Annotated in this window: 13 protein-coding genes; 4 read left to right on the top strand and 9 right to left on the bottom strand. The window is 67.0% G+C overall.

The genetic code is table 11. The features are described from left to right. Positions 1–13: 13 nt before the first annotated feature. On the top strand, positions 14–1,591 hold the full coding sequence (gene glpD, locus ACQY39_RS01475) for a glycerol-3-phosphate dehydrogenase (RefSeq protein WP_428503130.1): 1,578 nt from the start codon (positions 14–16) through the stop codon (positions 1,589–1,591). On the opposite strand, the gene ACQY39_RS01470 is transcribed toward glpD, so the two are convergent. The 5 genes from ACQY39_RS01470 to ACQY39_RS01450 all read right to left on the bottom strand — a co-directional run bounded on the left by ACQY39_RS01470 (position 1,588) and on the right by ACQY39_RS01450 (position 7,666). Beyond that, a complete protein-coding gene (locus ACQY39_RS01470; protein ID WP_428503129.1) occupies positions 1,588–2,232 on the bottom strand; it encodes an NF038129 family PEP-CTERM protein in 645 nt (214 codons plus the stop codon). The genes glpD and ACQY39_RS01470 overlap by 4 nt on opposite strands. A 28-nt stretch (positions 2,233–2,260) precedes the next feature. After that, positions 2,261–4,600 (bottom strand): CehA/McbA family metallohydrolase, encoded by a 2,340-nt coding sequence (locus ACQY39_RS01465; protein WP_428503128.1) that lies wholly within the window; start codon positions 4,598–4,600, stop codon positions 2,261–2,263. A gap of 162 nt (positions 4,601–4,762) precedes the next feature. Beyond that, positions 4,763–5,449, bottom strand: coding sequence for a PEP-CTERM sorting domain-containing protein (locus ACQY39_RS01460; RefSeq protein ID WP_428503127.1), 687 nt, complete (start codon positions 5,447–5,449; stop codon positions 4,763–4,765). Positions 5,450–5,622: 173 nt separating this feature from the next. After that, on the bottom strand, positions 5,623–5,754 hold the full coding sequence (locus tag ACQY39_RS01455; protein WP_428503126.1) for a hypothetical protein: 132 nt from the start codon (positions 5,752–5,754) through the stop codon (positions 5,623–5,625). A gap of 220 nt (positions 5,755–5,974) precedes the next feature. Beyond that, positions 5,975–7,666, bottom strand: a complete 1,692-nt coding sequence (locus ACQY39_RS01450; protein ID WP_428503125.1) for a hypothetical protein — start codon at positions 7,664–7,666, stop codon at positions 5,975–5,977. Between the two features lie 362 nt (positions 7,667–8,028). Here ACQY39_RS01450 and ACQY39_RS01445 point away from each other — a divergent pair, with 362 nt between their 5' ends. Continuing rightward, complete coding sequence (locus tag ACQY39_RS01445) at positions 8,029–10,002, top strand: M61 family metallopeptidase (protein WP_428503124.1); 1,974 nt, start codon at positions 8,029–8,031, stop codon at positions 10,000–10,002. A gap of 163 nt (positions 10,003–10,165) precedes the next feature. Here the strand turns inward: ACQY39_RS01445 and ACQY39_RS01440 are convergent, their stop codons facing one another. The 3 genes from ACQY39_RS01440 to ACQY39_RS01430 form a co-directional block, all read right to left on the bottom strand. Then, positions 10,166–11,482, bottom strand: a complete 1,317-nt coding sequence (locus ACQY39_RS01440; protein WP_428503123.1) for an ABC transporter permease — start codon at positions 11,480–11,482, stop codon at positions 10,166–10,168. A 197-nt stretch (positions 11,483–11,679) separates the two neighbouring features. Then, positions 11,680–12,624, bottom strand: a complete 945-nt coding sequence (locus ACQY39_RS01435) for an ABC transporter ATP-binding protein (protein ID WP_428503122.1) — start codon at positions 12,622–12,624, stop codon at positions 11,680–11,682. Positions 12,625–12,764: 140 nt separating this feature from the next. Further along, the gene (locus tag ACQY39_RS01430) at positions 12,765–13,520 is read right to left on the bottom strand and encodes a hypothetical protein (RefSeq protein WP_428503121.1); all 756 of its coding nucleotides are present in this window, start codon (positions 13,518–13,520) and stop codon (positions 12,765–12,767) included. A 141-nt stretch (positions 13,521–13,661) separates the two neighbouring features. On the opposite strand from ACQY39_RS01430, the gene ACQY39_RS01425 reads away from it, so the two are divergent. Next, positions 13,662–14,960: an acetyl-CoA hydrolase/transferase family protein gene (locus ACQY39_RS01425; protein WP_428503120.1), complete on the top strand. Its 1,299-nt coding sequence runs from the start codon at positions 13,662–13,664 to the stop codon at positions 14,958–14,960. A gap of 25 nt (positions 14,961–14,985) precedes the next feature. Here the strand turns inward: ACQY39_RS01425 and ACQY39_RS01420 are convergent, their stop codons facing one another. Further along, complete coding sequence (locus ACQY39_RS01420) at positions 14,986–15,561, bottom strand: hypothetical protein (RefSeq protein WP_428503119.1); 576 nt, start codon at positions 15,559–15,561, stop codon at positions 14,986–14,988. Between the two features lie 344 nt (positions 15,562–15,905). Here ACQY39_RS01420 and ACQY39_RS01415 point away from each other — a divergent pair, with 344 nt between their 5' ends. Continuing rightward, on the top strand, positions 15,906–16,283 hold the full coding sequence (locus ACQY39_RS01415; protein WP_428503118.1) for a hypothetical protein: 378 nt from the start codon (positions 15,906–15,908) through the stop codon (positions 16,281–16,283). Positions 16,284–16,291: the final 8 nt, after the last annotated feature.

The following is a 16,291-nucleotide window of genomic DNA, read 5'->3' as shown; positions in this document are numbered from 1 at the left end:
TTAGAGTCCGGGGATGGATCATTTTGACGTACTGGTGGTCGGCGGCGGCATCAATGGCGCCGGCATCGCCCGCGATCTGGCGGGCCGGGGCTGGCGGGTGCTGCTGGCCGAGGCCTCGGACCTGGCTGCCCACACCTCATCGTCGAGCACCAAGCTCATTCACGGCGGCCTGCGCTACCTTGAGTACTACGAGTTTTCGTTGGTGCGCAAGGCGCTGCAGGAGCGCGAGCTGCTGCTCAAGAGCGCCCCGCACATCATGTGGCCGCTGCGCTTCGTCATGCCGCATGACCGAGCCATGCGGCCGGCCTGGATGATTCGCATCGGCCTCTTCCTCTACGACCATCTGGCTCGGCGCGAGTGGTTGCCGGGCTCCAGCGGCCTGCGCTTGCGCGGCAGCCCGCTGGGCGCGCCGCTCAAGCCTGAGTTCGAGCGCGGTTTCGTCTACTCCGACGGCTGGGTCGATGACGCCCGCCTGGTGCTGCTCAACGCCTTGGACGCGCGCGCCCGCGGGGCCGAGATCCGGACCCGCTGCACGGTGACGGCGGCGCAGCGCGAGACCGCGGCCGAGGGCGGTGGCTGGCGTGTGACGCTGAGCGAGGGCGGCCTGGAGCGTCAGGTCCACGCCCGCGCCCTGGTCAATGCCGCAGGCCCTTGGGCCGAGACCTTTCTGCGCCAGGTGGCGCGGCCGGCCGCGGGCGAGCCTCTGGCGACCAAAAGCCTGCGCCTGGTCAAGGGCAGCCACATCGTCGTGCGCCGCCGCTTTGACCATGACCACGCCTACATCTTTCAGAACCCCGACCGGCGCATCATCTTCGCCATTCCCTACGAGGGTGAGTTCACCTTGATCGGCACCACCGATGTGGAGCTGCCCGACGCCGCCATCTCCGGCTTTGCCAAGGCCGAGATCGAGGCGCAGGAAGTCGCCTACCTGTGCGAGCAGGCCAGCCGTTACTTCAAGGAGCCGGTGCGTCCGGACCAGGTGCTGTGGAGCTATGCCGGCGTGCGGCCGCTGCTCGACGATGCCTCGGGCGACGCCAGCGCGGTCACGCGCGACTATCTGCTAGAGACCCATGGTGATGGTGCGCCCTTGCTCAGCGTCTGGGGCGGCAAGATCACCACCTTCCGCAAGCTGGCCGAGGATGCTGCCGATCGGCTGGGTGAAATGCTCGGGGACGCGCGCCCGGCCTGGACCGCTGCGGCCCGCCTGCCCGGTGGCGATTTGTCCGCGTGGATTGGTGCGCCGCAGCGCCCCGACCGCGATTTCGAACGTTTTGTGCAAGCGCTGCAGGCGCGCCACGCCTACCTGCCGCCGGCCCTGGCGCGGCGCCTGGCGCGAGCCTATGGTTCGCGCGTGGATCTGCTGCTGGGGGCAGCGCGCAGCCTTGCCGAGTTGGGTGCCGAAGTGGCGCCAGGCCTGTTCGAGGCCGAGCTGCACTATCTGCGGGAGCAGGAATGGGCGCTTGATGCCGAGGCCGTGCTGTGGCGCCGCTCCAAGCTGGGCCTGCATTACAGCGAGGCCCAGCGGGCGGCGGTGGCGGCCTGGATGGCCGCTCGGTGTGACGAGCGGCCGACCGAAGCCGGTCCGGCTTAAGCCGCGCGCTGGCGACGCGCCAGCAAGCCGACCACGCCCAGGCCGGCCAGCAGCAGCGCATAGCTCTGCGGTTCCGGCACGGCGCTGACCGTGGCGATGCTTTGGCCGCCCAGCAGGCTCAGCGTGGTGCTAGCAGGCGTGCCGGCGTCGGCCGGCATCAGGTCGATCTGGAACAGCGCGCCGTCGGGGTTGCCGAGGTAGCTTTGCTGGTCGCCGGCCAGGAGGCCGAGGCTGAAGGTCGTGCCGACCTGGCCTGGCGTGTTGAAGACATCGCCGCTGAATGTCAGGTCAAAGCTGAAGCTACCGCCCAGGCTGACGGCCTGAAACAGGCTGTTGAAGGCACTGCCATTGCCTAGGCTGAAGCCCGCAGCCAGGCTGCCGGCGGCTTGGCCGTCCAGGAAGAACTCGCTGCCGAAGTTGCCGCTCAGATGGCTGATTTGGACCAGGGCTCCGGGCGCCGTGTTCAGGCCGGGGTTGAACTGGAAGTCCAGCCAGCCGCTGTTGCCGGCCCAGGCGGCCGTGTTGATGCTGGCGTGGAAGCGTGTGTCGGCCCAGGCCGAACCGGCGAACAGAGCGCTGGCCGCCAGGGCCAGGCTGAGTGCGCTGCGCTGCAGGGCGGGGAAAGAAAATGGCGTGTTCATGGAGTGTCCTTGAAGAGGGTGCAGCAGATCAGAAGCTGCCGGAGTAAAGGCGGGCGCTGTAGTTCAGGCCCAGCTTGCCGGGGTTGCTGATGCTCAGCGGCACGGTGATGCGGGCGCCGGCGGGCAGGCTGGCAGCGTTCAGGCTGATGTAGGGCAGGCCATTGCGGCTGCCGCTGGCATTGGCCAGGGTGACGCCGGCCGGCAGGCCCTGGATCACCAGCTGCAGCGGGCCAGCCAGGGCCGCGTTGCTGCTGTTGCTCAGGGTGATGCTGCCGCTGTAGAGCTGGGTGACGCGGTTGTAGACCAGGCCGGACTGGCGCAGGCTGACGCTGGCGGTCACGTCCAGCACATTGCTGACGTTGAAGTTCACCGGGCTGGCGCTGCCGACATTGCCGGCCGCGTCCACGGCCTGGACGCTCAGGCTGTGGCTGCCGTTGCTGAGGCTGCTGGAGGCGATTTGCAGGCTGTAGGGCGCGCTGCTGGCGCTGCCCTTGAGCTGGCCGTCGACCCGGAAGTCGACGCGCGTGACGCCAATGTCGTCGCTGGCTTCGGCCTTCAGGGTCAGCGTGCCGCTGCTGCCGCTGACGCTGGCGCTGACCACCGGGGCCGTGCTGTCCACCACCTGGTTGACCCAGATCGGCGCCGACCAAAGGATCTTGCCGTCGTTCTGGGTGACCTTGGCGTAGTAGAAGTGCTTGCCGACCGCGGGCGTGAAGTTGTTGACCGCGCTGCTGGACAGTTCGGTGATGGTGCCGTTGCGCTGCGGCACGCCTTCATAGATCTTGACTGTGGCGGCGCTCTTGCCGGCGCCCGGTGCGTAGTTGGCGACCAGGTTCAGCGGGCCGGCGTTGGTGAAGGTCTCGCCCATCAGACGGCCGTTGGCCGTCAGCACCAGCTGCGAAGTCTTGTCCATGGTGGCGAAGACGCGGCGGGCCTTGATGGCCTCCATGAAGGAGTCCATGGTCAGCGGCGTGCCATTGGGGATCAGGATGCCGTTGCGGTTGATCGACGAGGCACCCCAGTTGGCGCAGTGGTTGTCCTGGTTGGTGGTGAAGGCGATCTTGAAGCCGGCTTCCAGGGCCTTCTTGCATGCGCCTTCGTAGCCGCTGTTGCCGTTGTCGCTTTCGTTCGTGGTGTTGGAGAAGGCGGGCGTGTTCATCACCTCGCACAAGGCCATGGCTTGCTCGCCGTCCGGCGTGTAGCCCAGGGCGACACCGTTGACCAGGTACTGGCCCGAGCTGGCCGGGTGGTTGAACTGGCCGATCAGGCCGCGCTGAGCCATCAAGGTGTAGAGCTTGGCGGCGTTGTTCTTTTCGGTGAAGACATCGGCCAGCAGCTCGCCGTTGGCGTTGTACTCCCAGCCCAGCAGATCGGGCGAGTTGAGGATGTTCATGTGGCCGCCGCCACTGATGGTGCCCCATTCCATGCCGTAGACGCCAAGGAACTTGGGGTTGGCGGCATTGAAGTTGCGCGCCGCGGCCAGGCCGGCCTTGTACAGGTCCTTGGCATAGGCCGGGGTCTGGCCGGTGTTGGTGCTGGTGGAGCCGTCGAACATATGGTTGTGTTCGGAGGTCAGCAGGATGTCCAGGCCGCGCTCCATGGCGTACTGGTAGGCCTGGGCCGGGCCCTGGCCCATATTGGCTTGCGGGTGCTGTTCGCCGCTGCAGTTGCCGATCGGGCCGCCGCCGTCGCTGTGACCGGTCTGGCTGTGCAGATTGCCCAGGTAGACGGTGTAGGGCAGGCCGCCGGTGACCGGTGCGGCCAGCGCTTGTCCACCGAGCTTGCCGACCTGCTTGGCAGCCGCGGCCTTGGAAGCGCTGGTCTGCAAGGGGCTGAAGGCGGGCATCTTCGGCGGCGCGACGTAGCCGACCTGCATGTCCCAGGTCTGCTCGACCAGCTCCGCATCGGCGGCGCTCAGATTGGCTTCGACAAAATCAGCCATCACGCCCACGGAGGGCAGTTCCTGCGCTTCCACTGAGGAGGCGGTCAGGCGGACCTGGTAGACGCCGTCGGCTGCGGCGATGCCGTTCTGACGGCCGGCCCAGTCGACCTTGACCTCGATTTCGCCGCGGACCAGGGTCTCGACGCCATACCAGCGCTGGGCCACCTGGCCTTGCGGGTCGAGCAGCTCCAGGCGCCAGGACACGGTCTGGGCCAGCGCGACTTGCGGATATTCAAATTTCAGGATGAAGCTGCGGGCCTCGGCAATCGCCTTGGCATCGGCCCGGTAGGGCACGTAGAGGCTGGCTTCAAACTCTTGGTGGTCGGGGCTGAAAGGCCCGGACACCGCCATGCCGGCGGCAGAAACGCTCAGCAAAAGCGCAATGGCGCGCGGAATGTGTTTGAGCAGGGTGGCGTTTCTGGGCATGGTGGTTCGACCTGGCAAAGTGGCGCTGCAACGCTGCGGCGCGGAAATCGGGCAAATGCCGGTGGCGCCTGTGCTGCGACAGCACAGGCGCCCCGGTTTGAAAAACAAGGGTGAGGCGGCGCGGCGGTGGGCCGCGCCGTTCGCTCATCCAGGGCAGAAGGCTCAGGCAGCCTTGCGACGGCGGGCGATGAAGCCCACGCAGCCCAGACCGGCCAGCAGCATGGCGTAGGTCGTGGGTTCCGGCACGGCGCTGACCGCGGTTCCGTTGAAGGTCACTTGGTCAAAGCGCATGGTGCCGCCCGGGGCGTAGTTCGACGTGGTGCCAGCATAGAGGCTGCTGTTGGGCGCGAAAGTCGAGACGATGCGGATGCTCAGATTGGCTTGGTTGTTGACCGCGGCGATGCTGCTCAGGTCGACCAGGCGGCCATTGGCGAAGTTGATATCGACACTCTTGAACACGACCAGGTCGGTGAAGCTCAGGCCGTCGATCGAGTACTGAACCAGCTCATTGGCCGATGCGGTACCGCTGTGCTTGCTGTCGTAGCTGAAGCTGATGTCCTCGAAGCCCAGGGTGCTGATCGAAAACTGCACGCCACGGGTCTTGTCGCCGGTGCCTTGGGCAGCGTAGCTCGTGGTGTTCCAGGCCCTGCCGTTCGTGTCCGAGGAACCCGCACCGCTGGCGAAAGACCCGGTCGTGCCACCGACCAGGCTGGCGGTACCGGCGCCGGTCGTGGCCAGCAGGTTGTTGTTGTTGAAGCTCCATTGCGTCAGGACATCGGCTTGTGCGCCGATGCTCAGAACAGCGATGCTTGCAGCCATGGACAGCTTGGCGATATTGAATTTGGACATGATGTGACTCTCTTGAAGGGTTTGAACGCGAGCTCGTGGGATCGGCTTCCAAGGAAACCGGCAAATCGAACTCCAGGACGGTACTGGCCTGCGAGGCTTGCGCCAGGCAGTTCTAGCAAGGGCATTTGCAAGACATCTGTACGCCTGAATCCAAGCTGCCAAACGTTTGCGAATCATGGAAAAAGAGAGAAGACGGTCTCCTTGGCGGGCATTTGGCGCAAGGGCAAGACTTGCCCCTTGTTGCCGGCAGCCCGGAGCGCCTTCTCACGCTTCCATTCCTCCAGCACTTTTCCGACGGTCAGCATACCCAAGCGTCCGTGACAGTCGCGTGTCAACGCTACGCGTATTCCCTGTAGACCCCGCGCTTGAGGGGGTGACTGGGCGAGCCTCGGCTCACGCGCCAGCCCGGTGCTTGCCCTCTTCTGGTGCGCGCTGCCGCGACCCGGTGCTGATCTGCGCCAGTCTGGGGCCAGGGTCTGCAGGCCGGCCTTGGGGTCAGGTCTTGCCTGGCAAGGCCTGCCAGCTTCAAAGGCGCTGAAACAATACCCGTTCGGAGAGTTCGCGCTGGGCCACCGGCAGCGCAGCGGCGCGGTCCAGGGTCTGGATGACAGTCTCGCAGCGGTTGGCGGCGGCGCGGCCGCTGGGCGGCGCCGCGGTCTGCTCCCACAAGCCGGCCAGCAAGCCCGGGCTGTGCGAGCCGAGCGTGCGCCGCATCACTTCCAGCTCGATGGCTGTGGCGGGTTTGGGCGCAAAGCGCGGCGGCTCGCTGTTCGCCGCCTCGACCAACCAGGCGGTCTCGCGGATCTGCAGCTCGAGCGGCAGCTGGCGGCGCAGCGCCACCTGGCCTGAAAGCAAGGCCAGGCAGGTTTCGCTGCCTTTTCCCGGCTGGCCCAGAGCGGTCTTGAGCTGGGCGCGCAGCAGTTGCGCATATTGCCGGCGCTGGACGGGGCTGACCGAGGCGATCAGCTCGGGCATGCGCGGCGCCAGCTCGGCATAGCCCAGGCTTTGCAAGGCCTCGTCACTGGCGGCCGCGGCGCGGGCCGCCTGCATGCGCGCAGCCAGGCGCTCCAGAGTGCCGGCAAAGCGCTGGTCCAGCGCATGCCAGGCCGGGCTGCCTTGCAGCGCGTCGGCGAAATCGGCGGCCTGGTTGTCCTGGCCAGCGGGCAGGGCCACATCCAGGGTTTGCGGCAGGGCGGCGATCAAGGCGTGGGCCACCAGCTCGTCGCTGTGCGGGTACCACATGCTGCTTGACGGCGTCTTGACCGTGCGGCGGATGAAATCCTCGGGCAGACCGATGCGCCGGTAGAGGGCGGCCAGCTCCTGGTTGGCCAGCTCGTCGAACACCGGGTTGTAAGTGCCTGTGGAGGCGCGGTGGAAACCCAGCTGCGCGCCGGGCATCAGCTGGCGTTCGCGTCCGGCCAGAAAGAGCAGGGTGCAAGCGCTTTCGCAATTGCCCACGGCGCGGGTGTTGTAGCGGCTCTTGCTCATCAAGGCCACCACCTGCTCGGCCTCATAGACCCGGCCGCCAGGCGACGCCAGCTCCAGGCGGCGTACGCTCGGAGTGGCCTCGAGCAGGCGCTGCAGGCGGCCGGCGTCGCCCATGCCGATCGGGCCGCGCAGCTGCACGACATGGCCGTCCGCCGACACTTTCAACGTGGCCTGGCCAATCGGGTCGATGCCGCGCGCCATCTGCCAGTACTCGCCCAGATCGGGCAGCAAGCCGAACAGCAAGGACACCACCAGCTGCAGCGCGCCCACACCCAGGGACAGGCGAGCCAGCCAGGCCCAGAGCGCGGCGCCGCCCATGCGCAGGTATTCGCGCGCGGCCCGCCAGGCGCCGACGATGCACCAGACATTGAAGGCCATCAGCAGCGGCCAGCCCAGCAAGGCGGTGATGGCGCTGATTTGCAAGCTGCCGCCCTTGACGCTGATCCAGCTCATCACGCCGGTCAGCAGCATGGCCAGCGGCACCGACAGCAGCACATTGTTGAGCCAGAAGCTCTGCGCCAGACTTTGCTCGCCATGCCAATGCGAGGCGATGTAGCCGGGCCGGCGTTCGGTGGCCACCGGGTGGGCGGCGCGCTTTGGGCTGGCCGAGCGCGTGCGGGCTTTGGCGGCCTGTTGCCAGGCGGTCGGGTCAGTGCCCGGCGCCGGGGTGTGGCTGCTGCTCTCACCGGAGTGATCCGCCTGCGTCGGATCGTGGTTCTTCAGGCTCATGCGGCGGCTCCGGGGGGACGTGGCCTCACTGTAGCGGAGGCCAAGCCTCGGCCGGGGCGGGAAATGCGGGGGTGGCAATGTTCACCTTGGGGTGTGTGGTGAACGAGTGAACAGGTGAACAGGTGAATGGGTGAATGGGTGAACAAGCGGGGCAGGCGGCCGCGCTACGGTCTGCCTCACTTGAGCCTGGCCGCCAGTGCCGGGTGTGAATGCTCACGAGGGCGGGTCAACCTGGATTTGCAAAGCGTGGCCGCTCGCTATCGTGGCGGCTGCCTGATCAGGGCCGCCGAATCGAATCCAGTTCACAAGATCGCCAGCGCCTTTGCCCTTGCAAGCGCCGGCCCAGGGAGGAGAAACCCACCATGCCGCACATTTCAATGATGCCAATCCAGCAAGGCTGGGCCCGTTTGACGCGGGTCGCCGCTGCGGGCGCCATCCTCAGCCTCTGCGGTCTGTGCAGTCTCGGGGCCGCCCAGGCCCAGCATCCGATTCCGCCGCCCCAGGACAAGCCCTACCTGGGCCCCATCCGCATCCAGGTCGATGCCACCGATCTGGACCGCCACATCTTCCAGGTGCGCCAGCAGCTGCCCGTGAAGGCCGGGCGCCTGACCCTGCTGTTTCCGCGTTACTTGCCCGGCGCCCATGGCCCTTATGGCACGGTGGATCGCCTGGCCGGCCTCAAGGTCCACGCCGGCACGCAAGAGCTCGCCTGGATGCGCGACACGGTGGACCCCTTTGCCTTTCATGTCGAGGTGCCGGCCGGCGTGGATGAGCTGAACCTGGCCTTCCAGTTCCTGAGCCCGGTGCAGCGCGAAGGCGGCCGGGTGGTGATGACGCCCGAGATGCTGAACCTGCAGTGGATCAGCATGCTGCTCTACCCGGCCGGCCACCATGCCAGCGCCATCCAGATGCAGGCCGAGGTGAGCCTGCCGGCTGGCTGGACCCAGGCCAGCGCCTTGCGTGTGGACGGCCAAGTCGAGGAAGGGCCGGGCCGCCAGCGCCTGCGCTTCAAGCCGGTCAGCTTGGAGACCCTGGCCGATTCGCCTCTGTTCGCCGGCGCCCACACCCGCCGCATCGAACTGGACCCGCCCGGCCATCCCAAGCCCGTGGTGCTCAACCTGATGGCCGATGACCCCGCCGAGTTACAGGCCAGCGAGGCGCAGATCCAGGCCCACAAGAACCTGGTGGTCCAGGCTGACCGCCTGTTCGCCTCCCGGCATTTCAAGCATTACGACTTTCTGCTGGCCATCTCCGGCCGCATGAGCGGCATCGGCCTGGAGCACCACGAGAGCAGCGAGAACGGCGTGGGCCTGGGCTACTTCAAGGACTGGGGCAAGCGCGCCGGCAGCCGCAGCCTGCTGCCTCATGAGTACACCCATTCCTGGAACGGCAAGTTCCGCCGCCCGGCCGACCTCTGGACACCGCAGTACAACGTGCCCATGCAGGACAGCCTGCTCTGGCTGTATGAGGGCCAGACCGATTACTGGGGCCGGGTGCTGGCGGTGCGCGCTGGCCTGGTCAGCCCCGAGCAGGCGCGCGACGCCTGGGCCGAGATCGCCGCCACCTACAGCCACCGCGCCGGCCGGCTGTGGCGCAATCTGCAGGACACCACCTACGAAGCCGCCATGGCCAAGAGCCGCAGCGGCAATGATTGGGGCAACTGGCAGCGCGGCGCCGACTACTACGCCGAGAGCGGACTGATCTGGCTCGACGCCGACACCTGGATTCGTGAGCAGAGCGGCGGGGCGCGCAGCCTTGATGATTTCGCGCGCCTGTTCTTCGGCGTGGAGGACGGCCGCATCGCCCCGCTGACCTACACCTTCGAGGACATCGTCGCCACCCTGAACCGCGTGCAGCCGCGTGACTGGGCCGCATTTTTGCGCCAACGCCTTGACCACAAAGGCCCCGAGGCGCCGCTGGACGGTCTGGCCCGTGCCGGCTGGCGCCTGAGCTGGGCCGAGACGCCCAGCGAGTTCGCCCGCGCCGACGATTCCGAATGGAAGAACGACGACTTCGCCTACAGCCTGGGCCTCAACCTCAAGCGCGACGGCAAGGTCGAGGCCGTGCTTTGGGGCAGCCCTGCTTTCGAGGCCGGCCTCAGCCGAGCCGTCACCGTGGTGGCCGTCAACCACCAGGCCTACAAGAGCGAGCGCCTGTCCGCGGCCATCAGTGCCAACAAGAGCGGCGCGGCGCCGCTGGAGCTGCTGTTGCGCGAGGGCGACCGCTACCGCCAGGTCAAGATCGACTACCGCGGCGGCCTGCGCTACCCGCGCCTGAGCCGCATCGAGGGCAGCGCGGAGCGGCTTGACGGCGGCGTGCTGGCGGCGCGGAAGTGAGGGTGGGGGGAACGGTGAACAGGTGAACGGGTGAACAGGTGAACAGGTGAACAGGTGAATGGGTGAATCGTGAATCGTGAATCGTGAATCGTGAATCGTTGTGGCCGGATCGATCGCTTGGCTCACTTGTTCACCCGTTCACCTGTTCACTGAGTCCCCCCCCTCACTCCTCCCAGCTAAACCTCGCAATCGCCAGTGCGCCAAAAGCCAGGGCAAAGCCCAGCATCACGCCGACCGGGGCGAGCGCCTCGCTGAAGGGCAGGCCGCGCCAGGTCATGGCGTCGAGGCCGTCCACGGCCCAGCGGGTCGGGATGAAGAGCGAGGCGGTTTGCAGCCATTCGGGGAAGACGAAGGACGGCACCCAGGCGCCTCCCAGCATGACCATCAGCAAGGTGGCCAAGATGGCCAGGCCGCGGGTGGCCTCGGGCGACTTGCCCAGGGCCGCGATCAGCAGGCCGAAGCTGGCCGTCAGCAGGGAGAAGGCGAGCAGCACGGCCGCGAAGCCCAGCCAGCTGCCCTGCACCCGCACACCGAACGCGGCGATGGCGACCGCATAGATCAGCACGAAGATGATCAGCGAGATCAGGGTGCAGCTGGCGATGCGGCTGCCCAGCAAGCGCGCCTTGGACAAAGGCGCGGCGCGCAGGCGCTGCCACAGGCCTTGGCGCCGCATCAGCAGCAGGGCCACGCCGATGTCCACGCCCATCATCAGGATGAACTGCACGCCCATGCCGGCAAAGGAATGGGCATAGCTGTTGTACGGAACATCGGCCTTGGCGCTGGCTTCCAGCTCGCGGGTGCTGAAGGGCGGGCTCATGGCGAAGCCGCTGCGGTCTGATTCTGCCGCTGAAGCGCCAGCTTGCGGCGCACGGGCGCTGCGCTCCTGCACGCGGGCGATGCTGTCGAACATGGCCGTCAGCTCCTGGCGCTGCTCGGCCGGCAGTGCCGTGTTGTCGGCCACTTGGGCGCGCATGTCCTTCATCACGGGCGCGCCCTGGCCGCTGAAGGTGTCGGCGCTGACCAGCTGCATCACATGCTGGGCCAGCAGGCCTCGCACCATGGGCAGGACCATGGCCTGCGAGGGGTCGTAGTGCAGGGTGATCTCGGGGCGCTTGCCCTCGGGCCCGGCGAACAGGGCGCGGCCCGCCTGCTCGCCAAAGCCGGCCGGCAGCACGATGGCCGCCCGCAGCTTGCCGGCTTTTACCTGGGCCAAGGCGGCGTCGGCGTCCAGGCTCTGCACGGCCAGGCTGGGGTCGGCCTGCAGGGCGGCGCTGATCTTGGCCGTCAGGGGGCTTTGGTCCAGGTCGCTGATGGCGATCGGCACGGGGCTGGCTTTGCCGCTGCCGCCGCTCTTGCTGCCGAACAGGCTGCCGAAGAAGGCCGCAATCAGGATGGGCGCGATGATGCTCATCAGCACCGCGCGGCGGTTGGAGAAATGCAGGTAGAGGTCTTTGCGGACCAGGGCGAGGAAGGCGTTCATGGCGGCGGTCTCTTTGTCGGCGGGCAGAGGGTCAGGTCGTGGCGGCGCTGGCCTTGGAGCTTGAGAATTTTTGTAGCGAGCGGCTGTCAGGCTAGGCGGACGGAGCGCAGGAACCGGAACGTACTTCCTGTACGTGAGGATTCCGAGCACCGGACCAACGACGCATGGCAGTCGCGCAGTAGAAAACTCACAAGCTCTCAGTCGCGCAGCTGGCGGCCGGTCAGGGCGAGGAACACGTCCTCAAGATTGGCCCGGCCCGAGCTGATGTGGCGCGGCTTGAGGCCGGCTGCGGCCAGGGCCGCCAGCACGGCCGCGCTGCCCGCGCCCAGCTCGCTCAGGCCAATCTGCAACTGGCTGCCGCGCGCCTGCAACTGCTGCACGCCGGGCAGGGCGCGCAGCGTGGCTTCCAGAGCGCCGTCAATCTCGCGGTCCAGTTCCAGCTTCAAGGTTTCAGCAGCCGGCAGCAGGCGGTAGAGCTCGGCCAGGCTGCCGTGGGCGACCTGTTGGCCGTGGTCCATGATGATCACCCGGTCGGCCAGGCGCTCCACTTCTTCCATGTAGTGGGTCGTGTAGATCAAGGCCTTGCCGGCGCGCTTGAGCGCTTCCAGCTGCTCGAAGATGGCGTTACGGCTTTGCGGGTCGACGCCGGCGGTTGGCTCGTCCAGCAGCAGCACGTCCGGCTCATGAACCAGGGCGCAGGCGATGTTGAGGCGGCGCTTCATGCCGCCGCTGAAGCTGCTCGGCTTGTCCTGCGCCCGCTCGGCCAGGCCGACCTGGGCCAGCACCGCCAGGGCGCGCGCCTTCAGTTGCGCCGCCGGCAGCTCGTAGAGCGCACCGAACAGCTCGATATTGGCCAGGGCCGGCAGGTCCTCGAACAAGGCCAGTTCTTGCGGCACCAGGCCGATGCGGCGCTTGTAGGCGAACTCGTCCTGGCTCAGCGCCGCGCCGCCCACCGTGACCGAGCCGCTATCGGGCCGGCTCAGACCCGCCAGCATGGCGATGGTGCTGGACTTGCCCGCGCCATTGGGGCCCAGCAGGCCCAGCACCTCGCCGGCGCCGACGGTCAGGCTGAGGCCTCGCACCGCCTCGCGTGTGCCATAGCGTTTGTGCAGCGCCTGCGCTTGCAGCAGTTCTTGTTTCATGCGGGCTCCTCGCTCTGGGGAATCTCAATGCCCGCATGCTAGGGCTCAGGCCCGCCTCGCCCCAGCGGGCTGCGACGGATGGACAGAGGCCGGTGTGAAACGACAGCGCCAGGCGTGAGCGGGCGGCAGCTGCACGGGCCCTAGGGCTGGACCTGACTCTGCAAGCGCAGCCAAGCGGCATGGACCCGCGCCATGGCCGGCCGCAGGTCGGCCCAGGCCTCGCCGTCCAGGCCCGCCGGCTGGCGCAGCAGATGGGCGCGTGGCTGGCTCAGCAGTTCGCCCCGGCAGGCGATGACGATGCGATTGCAGCCGTCGGGGTCGTTCACCTGCAGCAGCGCGTCGCCGAACAGGGCCTGCAGGCGCGCCAGATGCAGCTCCACATCGGCATGGTGGCTGTGCAGATTCAGCACCAGCAGGCCGTCCGCGGCCAGGGCCGCGTGGCAATCGGCGTAGAAGCGCTGCGAGCACAGGGCCGGCGGCGTGCCCTCGCGGTCGAAGCCGTCCACCATCAAGACATCGAGCGGTGCCGGCGGCACAGCCACGAAATCAGCGCCGTCGGCCTCGCTGACCAAGAAGCGCGCGCTGTCGGCCGGCACGCCGAAGCGCTGGCGCAGGGCGATCACATGGGGGTTGATCTCCAGCACCTGGATCTGGGCCGCGGGCAGGTGGCGGTGGCAGAACTTGGCCAGGGAGCCGCCACCCAGGCCGATCATGGCCAGGCGCGCCGGGGCCGGCTGGAACAGCAGAAAACCCATCATCAGCTGGGTGTAGCTGAGGTCCAGGGCGTCGGGCCGCAGCAGTTCCATGCGGCTCTGGATGGCGCTGTGCGAGAACTGCAGGCTCAGCGTGCCCAGGGTTTCCTGAACGAAGGGGCGTACATGGAGGTCGGAACTCATGGGCGGGGGGCAGGTCAGGCACAGCAAGCGCGTTCTTTTGCAAGCGCGCCGCAAGCTGCCCGGCCTAGGATAGGGTGATTCTCATTGTCCCAGGCGCGGGCAAGCCCGCGCCGCCAGCAGCATAGAAAAGGCAGGCCCCCCATGTCCGTCCAAGATCTCTACCGCAAGACCCGCCTGGCCACGGCCGAAGATGCGCTGAGCCTGCTGCGCAACGGCGACTTCATCATCATCCCCACCGGGGTGGGTGAGCCGCCGACGCTCTTGCATGCGCTGTCCGCCGCGCGCCGGCAGTTCCACGACATCAAGCTGGGCCAGATCCTGGCCGTGCGCAAATACGGTTACTTCGACCCCGAGACCGTCGAGCATGTGCGCCATGTGGCCTTCTTCTACGGCGCCGCCTCGCGCGCCGGCGGCAAGGAAGGCTGGGTCGATTTCATCCCCAGCTACTTCTCCGAGATGCCGTCCCTGATCGAGCGCGGCCAGATCCCGGCCGATGTGGTGCTTTCCATGGCCTCGCCCATGGATGCCCATGGTTACTTTTCGCTCAGCCTCGGGGCCGACTACACCATGGCCGCCATCAAGAAAGCGCGCGCCGTGATCCTCGAGGTCAACCCCAATGTGCCCTTCGCCAACGGTGCTTGCACCGTGCACATCTCCCAGGTCAGCGGCCTGATCGAGAGCAGCGAGCCGGTGGCCGAGGTCGGGCTGCCCAAGATCGGCCCGGTGCAGGAAGCGATCGGCAAATACGTGGCCGACATGATCGAGGACGGCTCGACTCTGCAGATCGGCTATGGCGGCATCCCTGACGCCGTGGTCATGCAGCTGAGCGCCAAGCGCGACCTGGGCGTGCACACCGAGATGATCGGCGACGGCATCATGAGCCTGGTCGAGAGTGGCGCCGTCACCAACCGGCGTAAGAACTACCTGCCCGGCAAGATGGTTGCCACTTTTGCGCTGGGCTCGCAAAAGCTCTACCGTTTCATGGACCGCAACCCGGGCCTGGAAATGCACCCGGTCGATTTCACCAACGACCCCTATCTGGCCGGCCAGAACGACAACTTGGTGGCCATCAACGCCACCTTGCAGATCGATCTGCTGGGCCAGTGCGGCTCGGAGAGCCTTGGGCCCACGCCCTATTCAGGCACCGGCGGCCAGAGCGATTTCGTGCGCGCTGCCAACCGCTCTCGCGGCGGCAAGGCCTTCATCGTCTTGCCCTCCACGGCCAAAGACGACAGCATCAGCCGCATCGTGCCCACGCTGACCCCGGGCACGCATATGAGCACCAGCAAGAACGACATCAACTACGTCGTCAGCGAGTTCGGCGTCGCCCAGCTGCGCGGCAAATCGGCCAAGCAGCGCGCGCTGGAGCTGATCAACATCGCCCACCCCAACTTCCGGGAGGAGTTGCGGGCGGCGGCGAGGAAGATCAATTTGCTGTGATGCTGGTCGCTTCCGCTGCCGGCATTTAGAGGCCTCGCAACTCCAGCTTCATCAGCTGGAACTGCACTTCGCGGCCCACGGTTTTGAGCGAAACCAGGCGGAAGTTCTTCTCGGTGCCGACCTTGTAGACGCGTTCGTCACCGTCGCCGCTGACCTCGCCGCAACCGTTGGGGTCTTTCTCCTTGCGGCTCTTGCGGGCCTTGGCTTCCAGCGCGGCCGGGCTGCCGGGGCTGCAGTCCAGCACCGTGCCGTAGTTGGACAGGGCCTCGCGGTAGTAGCGGCTGACTTGTTCCAGCTCGTCGTTGCTGGCGAATTTGGACACCACCAGCTTCATGCCGAAGGGGCCGAAGGAAAAGCCGATGGTGGCGTTGCCGTTGTCTTCCTTCTTGTCGTCCTTCTTGTCGCGGTGGATCCGCGCGCCGGGGTAAGCCGGCAGGCCGATGTCCTTGAGGTCTGCTTGTTCGCTGATGTCCATGCCGGCCCTGAAGGACTTGCTGGGCTTGTTGGCGTCGTCGCCGGCCTGTGCGGCCGAAGTCATGAGGCCCAGACCGAGGCTGAGGGAAAGGGCAAGGCTGCTGAAGAGGCGAGGGCTTGTCGACATGGCGGACCTTTCGAAGTTGTGCGGGGCACCCTCGGTAGCGAGGGCATGGACCGCAATGTAGGGGCGAGCTTAGAGCCAAACCAGCCAGCTCCGACCGGCTGCAGCTACGGTGGCACAGAACGCACGAATCAGGCGCGAAGCGAAACGAAAGTGCGCCCGGCATGACGCTTCAGGCTTCGATTCATGCAGTGGGTCGCAAAACGCAGGACGGCCGTGTCGGCCCTTCCTAGGATGCGTTCATCTGCAGTGATCCAGGCTCCAAGCCGCACATCACCGGCAGTGTCATCACCGACCTACTCAGCAACCATCCACCAACAACCAGCGCCACGCTGGACAGCCCATCCATGAAGACCGCCATTCGTCGTTCCCTCTTGTCTTTCTCCGCCGCCGCTGCGCTGGCCCTGTTGGCCACCGGCTGCGCCATCCACGTGACGCACACCGAAGGCGGCAACAGCAGCAAGCTGAGCACGAACGCCGCCGGCACGGCCAACTTCCAGTGCGTGGCCAGCCCCAGCGGTGAATGCCATTACGCGCTCTACACCAGCCGCTGCAGCACGGCCGAAGGCGAAGGTGGCCAGCCGGCCACCACCTGCACCCATCAGGTGATCCGCCAGTTCACGGTGGCCGCAGGTCAGACGCAGGAGATGCGTGACCTGCCGCAAGGTTTCAAGCAGTGCATGAAGACCAGCCAGAAGCCGCAAGTGCCGTCCTGCGGCAGCTAAGGAGCGAG

It is taken from the genome of Roseateles sp., from assembly GCF_965262435.1.
Taxonomy (GTDB): Bacteria; Pseudomonadota; Gammaproteobacteria; order Burkholderiales; family Burkholderiaceae_C; genus Paucibacter_A.
This window is presented reverse-complemented; position numbering and strand designations above follow the sequence as displayed.

Coding starts and splice junctions, on each gene's coding strand:
- ACQY39_RS01425 (WP_428503120.1), top strand. CDS start 13,662: ATGTCCGTCCAAGATCTCTACCGCAAGACCCGCCTGGCCACGGCCGAA.
- ACQY39_RS01465 (WP_428503128.1), bottom strand. CDS start 4,600: ATGCCCAGAAACGCCACCCTGCTCAAACACATTCCGCGCGCCATTGCG.
- ACQY39_RS01435 (WP_428503122.1), bottom strand. CDS start 12,624: ATGAAACAAGAACTGCTGCAAGCGCAGGCGCTGCACAAACGCTATGGC.
- ACQY39_RS01415 (WP_428503118.1), top strand. CDS start 15,906: ATGAAGACCGCCATTCGTCGTTCCCTCTTGTCTTTCTCCGCCGCCGCT.
- ACQY39_RS01445 (WP_428503124.1), top strand. CDS start 8,029: ATGCCGCACATTTCAATGATGCCAATCCAGCAAGGCTGGGCCCGTTTG.
- glpD (WP_428503130.1), top strand. CDS start 14: ATGGATCATTTTGACGTACTGGTGGTCGGCGGCGGCATCAATGGCGCC.
- ACQY39_RS01430 (WP_428503121.1), bottom strand. CDS start 13,520: ATGAGTTCCGACCTCCATGTACGCCCCTTCGTTCAGGAAACCCTGGGC.
- ACQY39_RS01420 (WP_428503119.1), bottom strand. CDS start 15,561: ATGTCGACAAGCCCTCGCCTCTTCAGCAGCCTTGCCCTTTCCCTCAGC.
- ACQY39_RS01460 (WP_428503127.1), bottom strand. CDS start 5,449: ATGTCCAAATTCAATATCGCCAAGCTGTCCATGGCTGCAAGCATCGCT.
- ACQY39_RS01455 (WP_428503126.1), bottom strand. CDS start 5,754: ATGCTGACCGTCGGAAAAGTGCTGGAGGAATGGAAGCGTGAGAAGGCG.
- ACQY39_RS01440 (WP_428503123.1), bottom strand. CDS start 11,482: ATGAACGCCTTCCTCGCCCTGGTCCGCAAAGACCTCTACCTGCATTTC.
- ACQY39_RS01470 (WP_428503129.1), bottom strand. CDS start 2,232: ATGAACACGCCATTTTCTTTCCCCGCCCTGCAGCGCAGCGCACTCAGC.
- ACQY39_RS01450 (WP_428503125.1), bottom strand. CDS start 7,666: ATGAGCCTGAAGAACCACGATCCGACGCAGGCGGATCACTCCGGTGAG.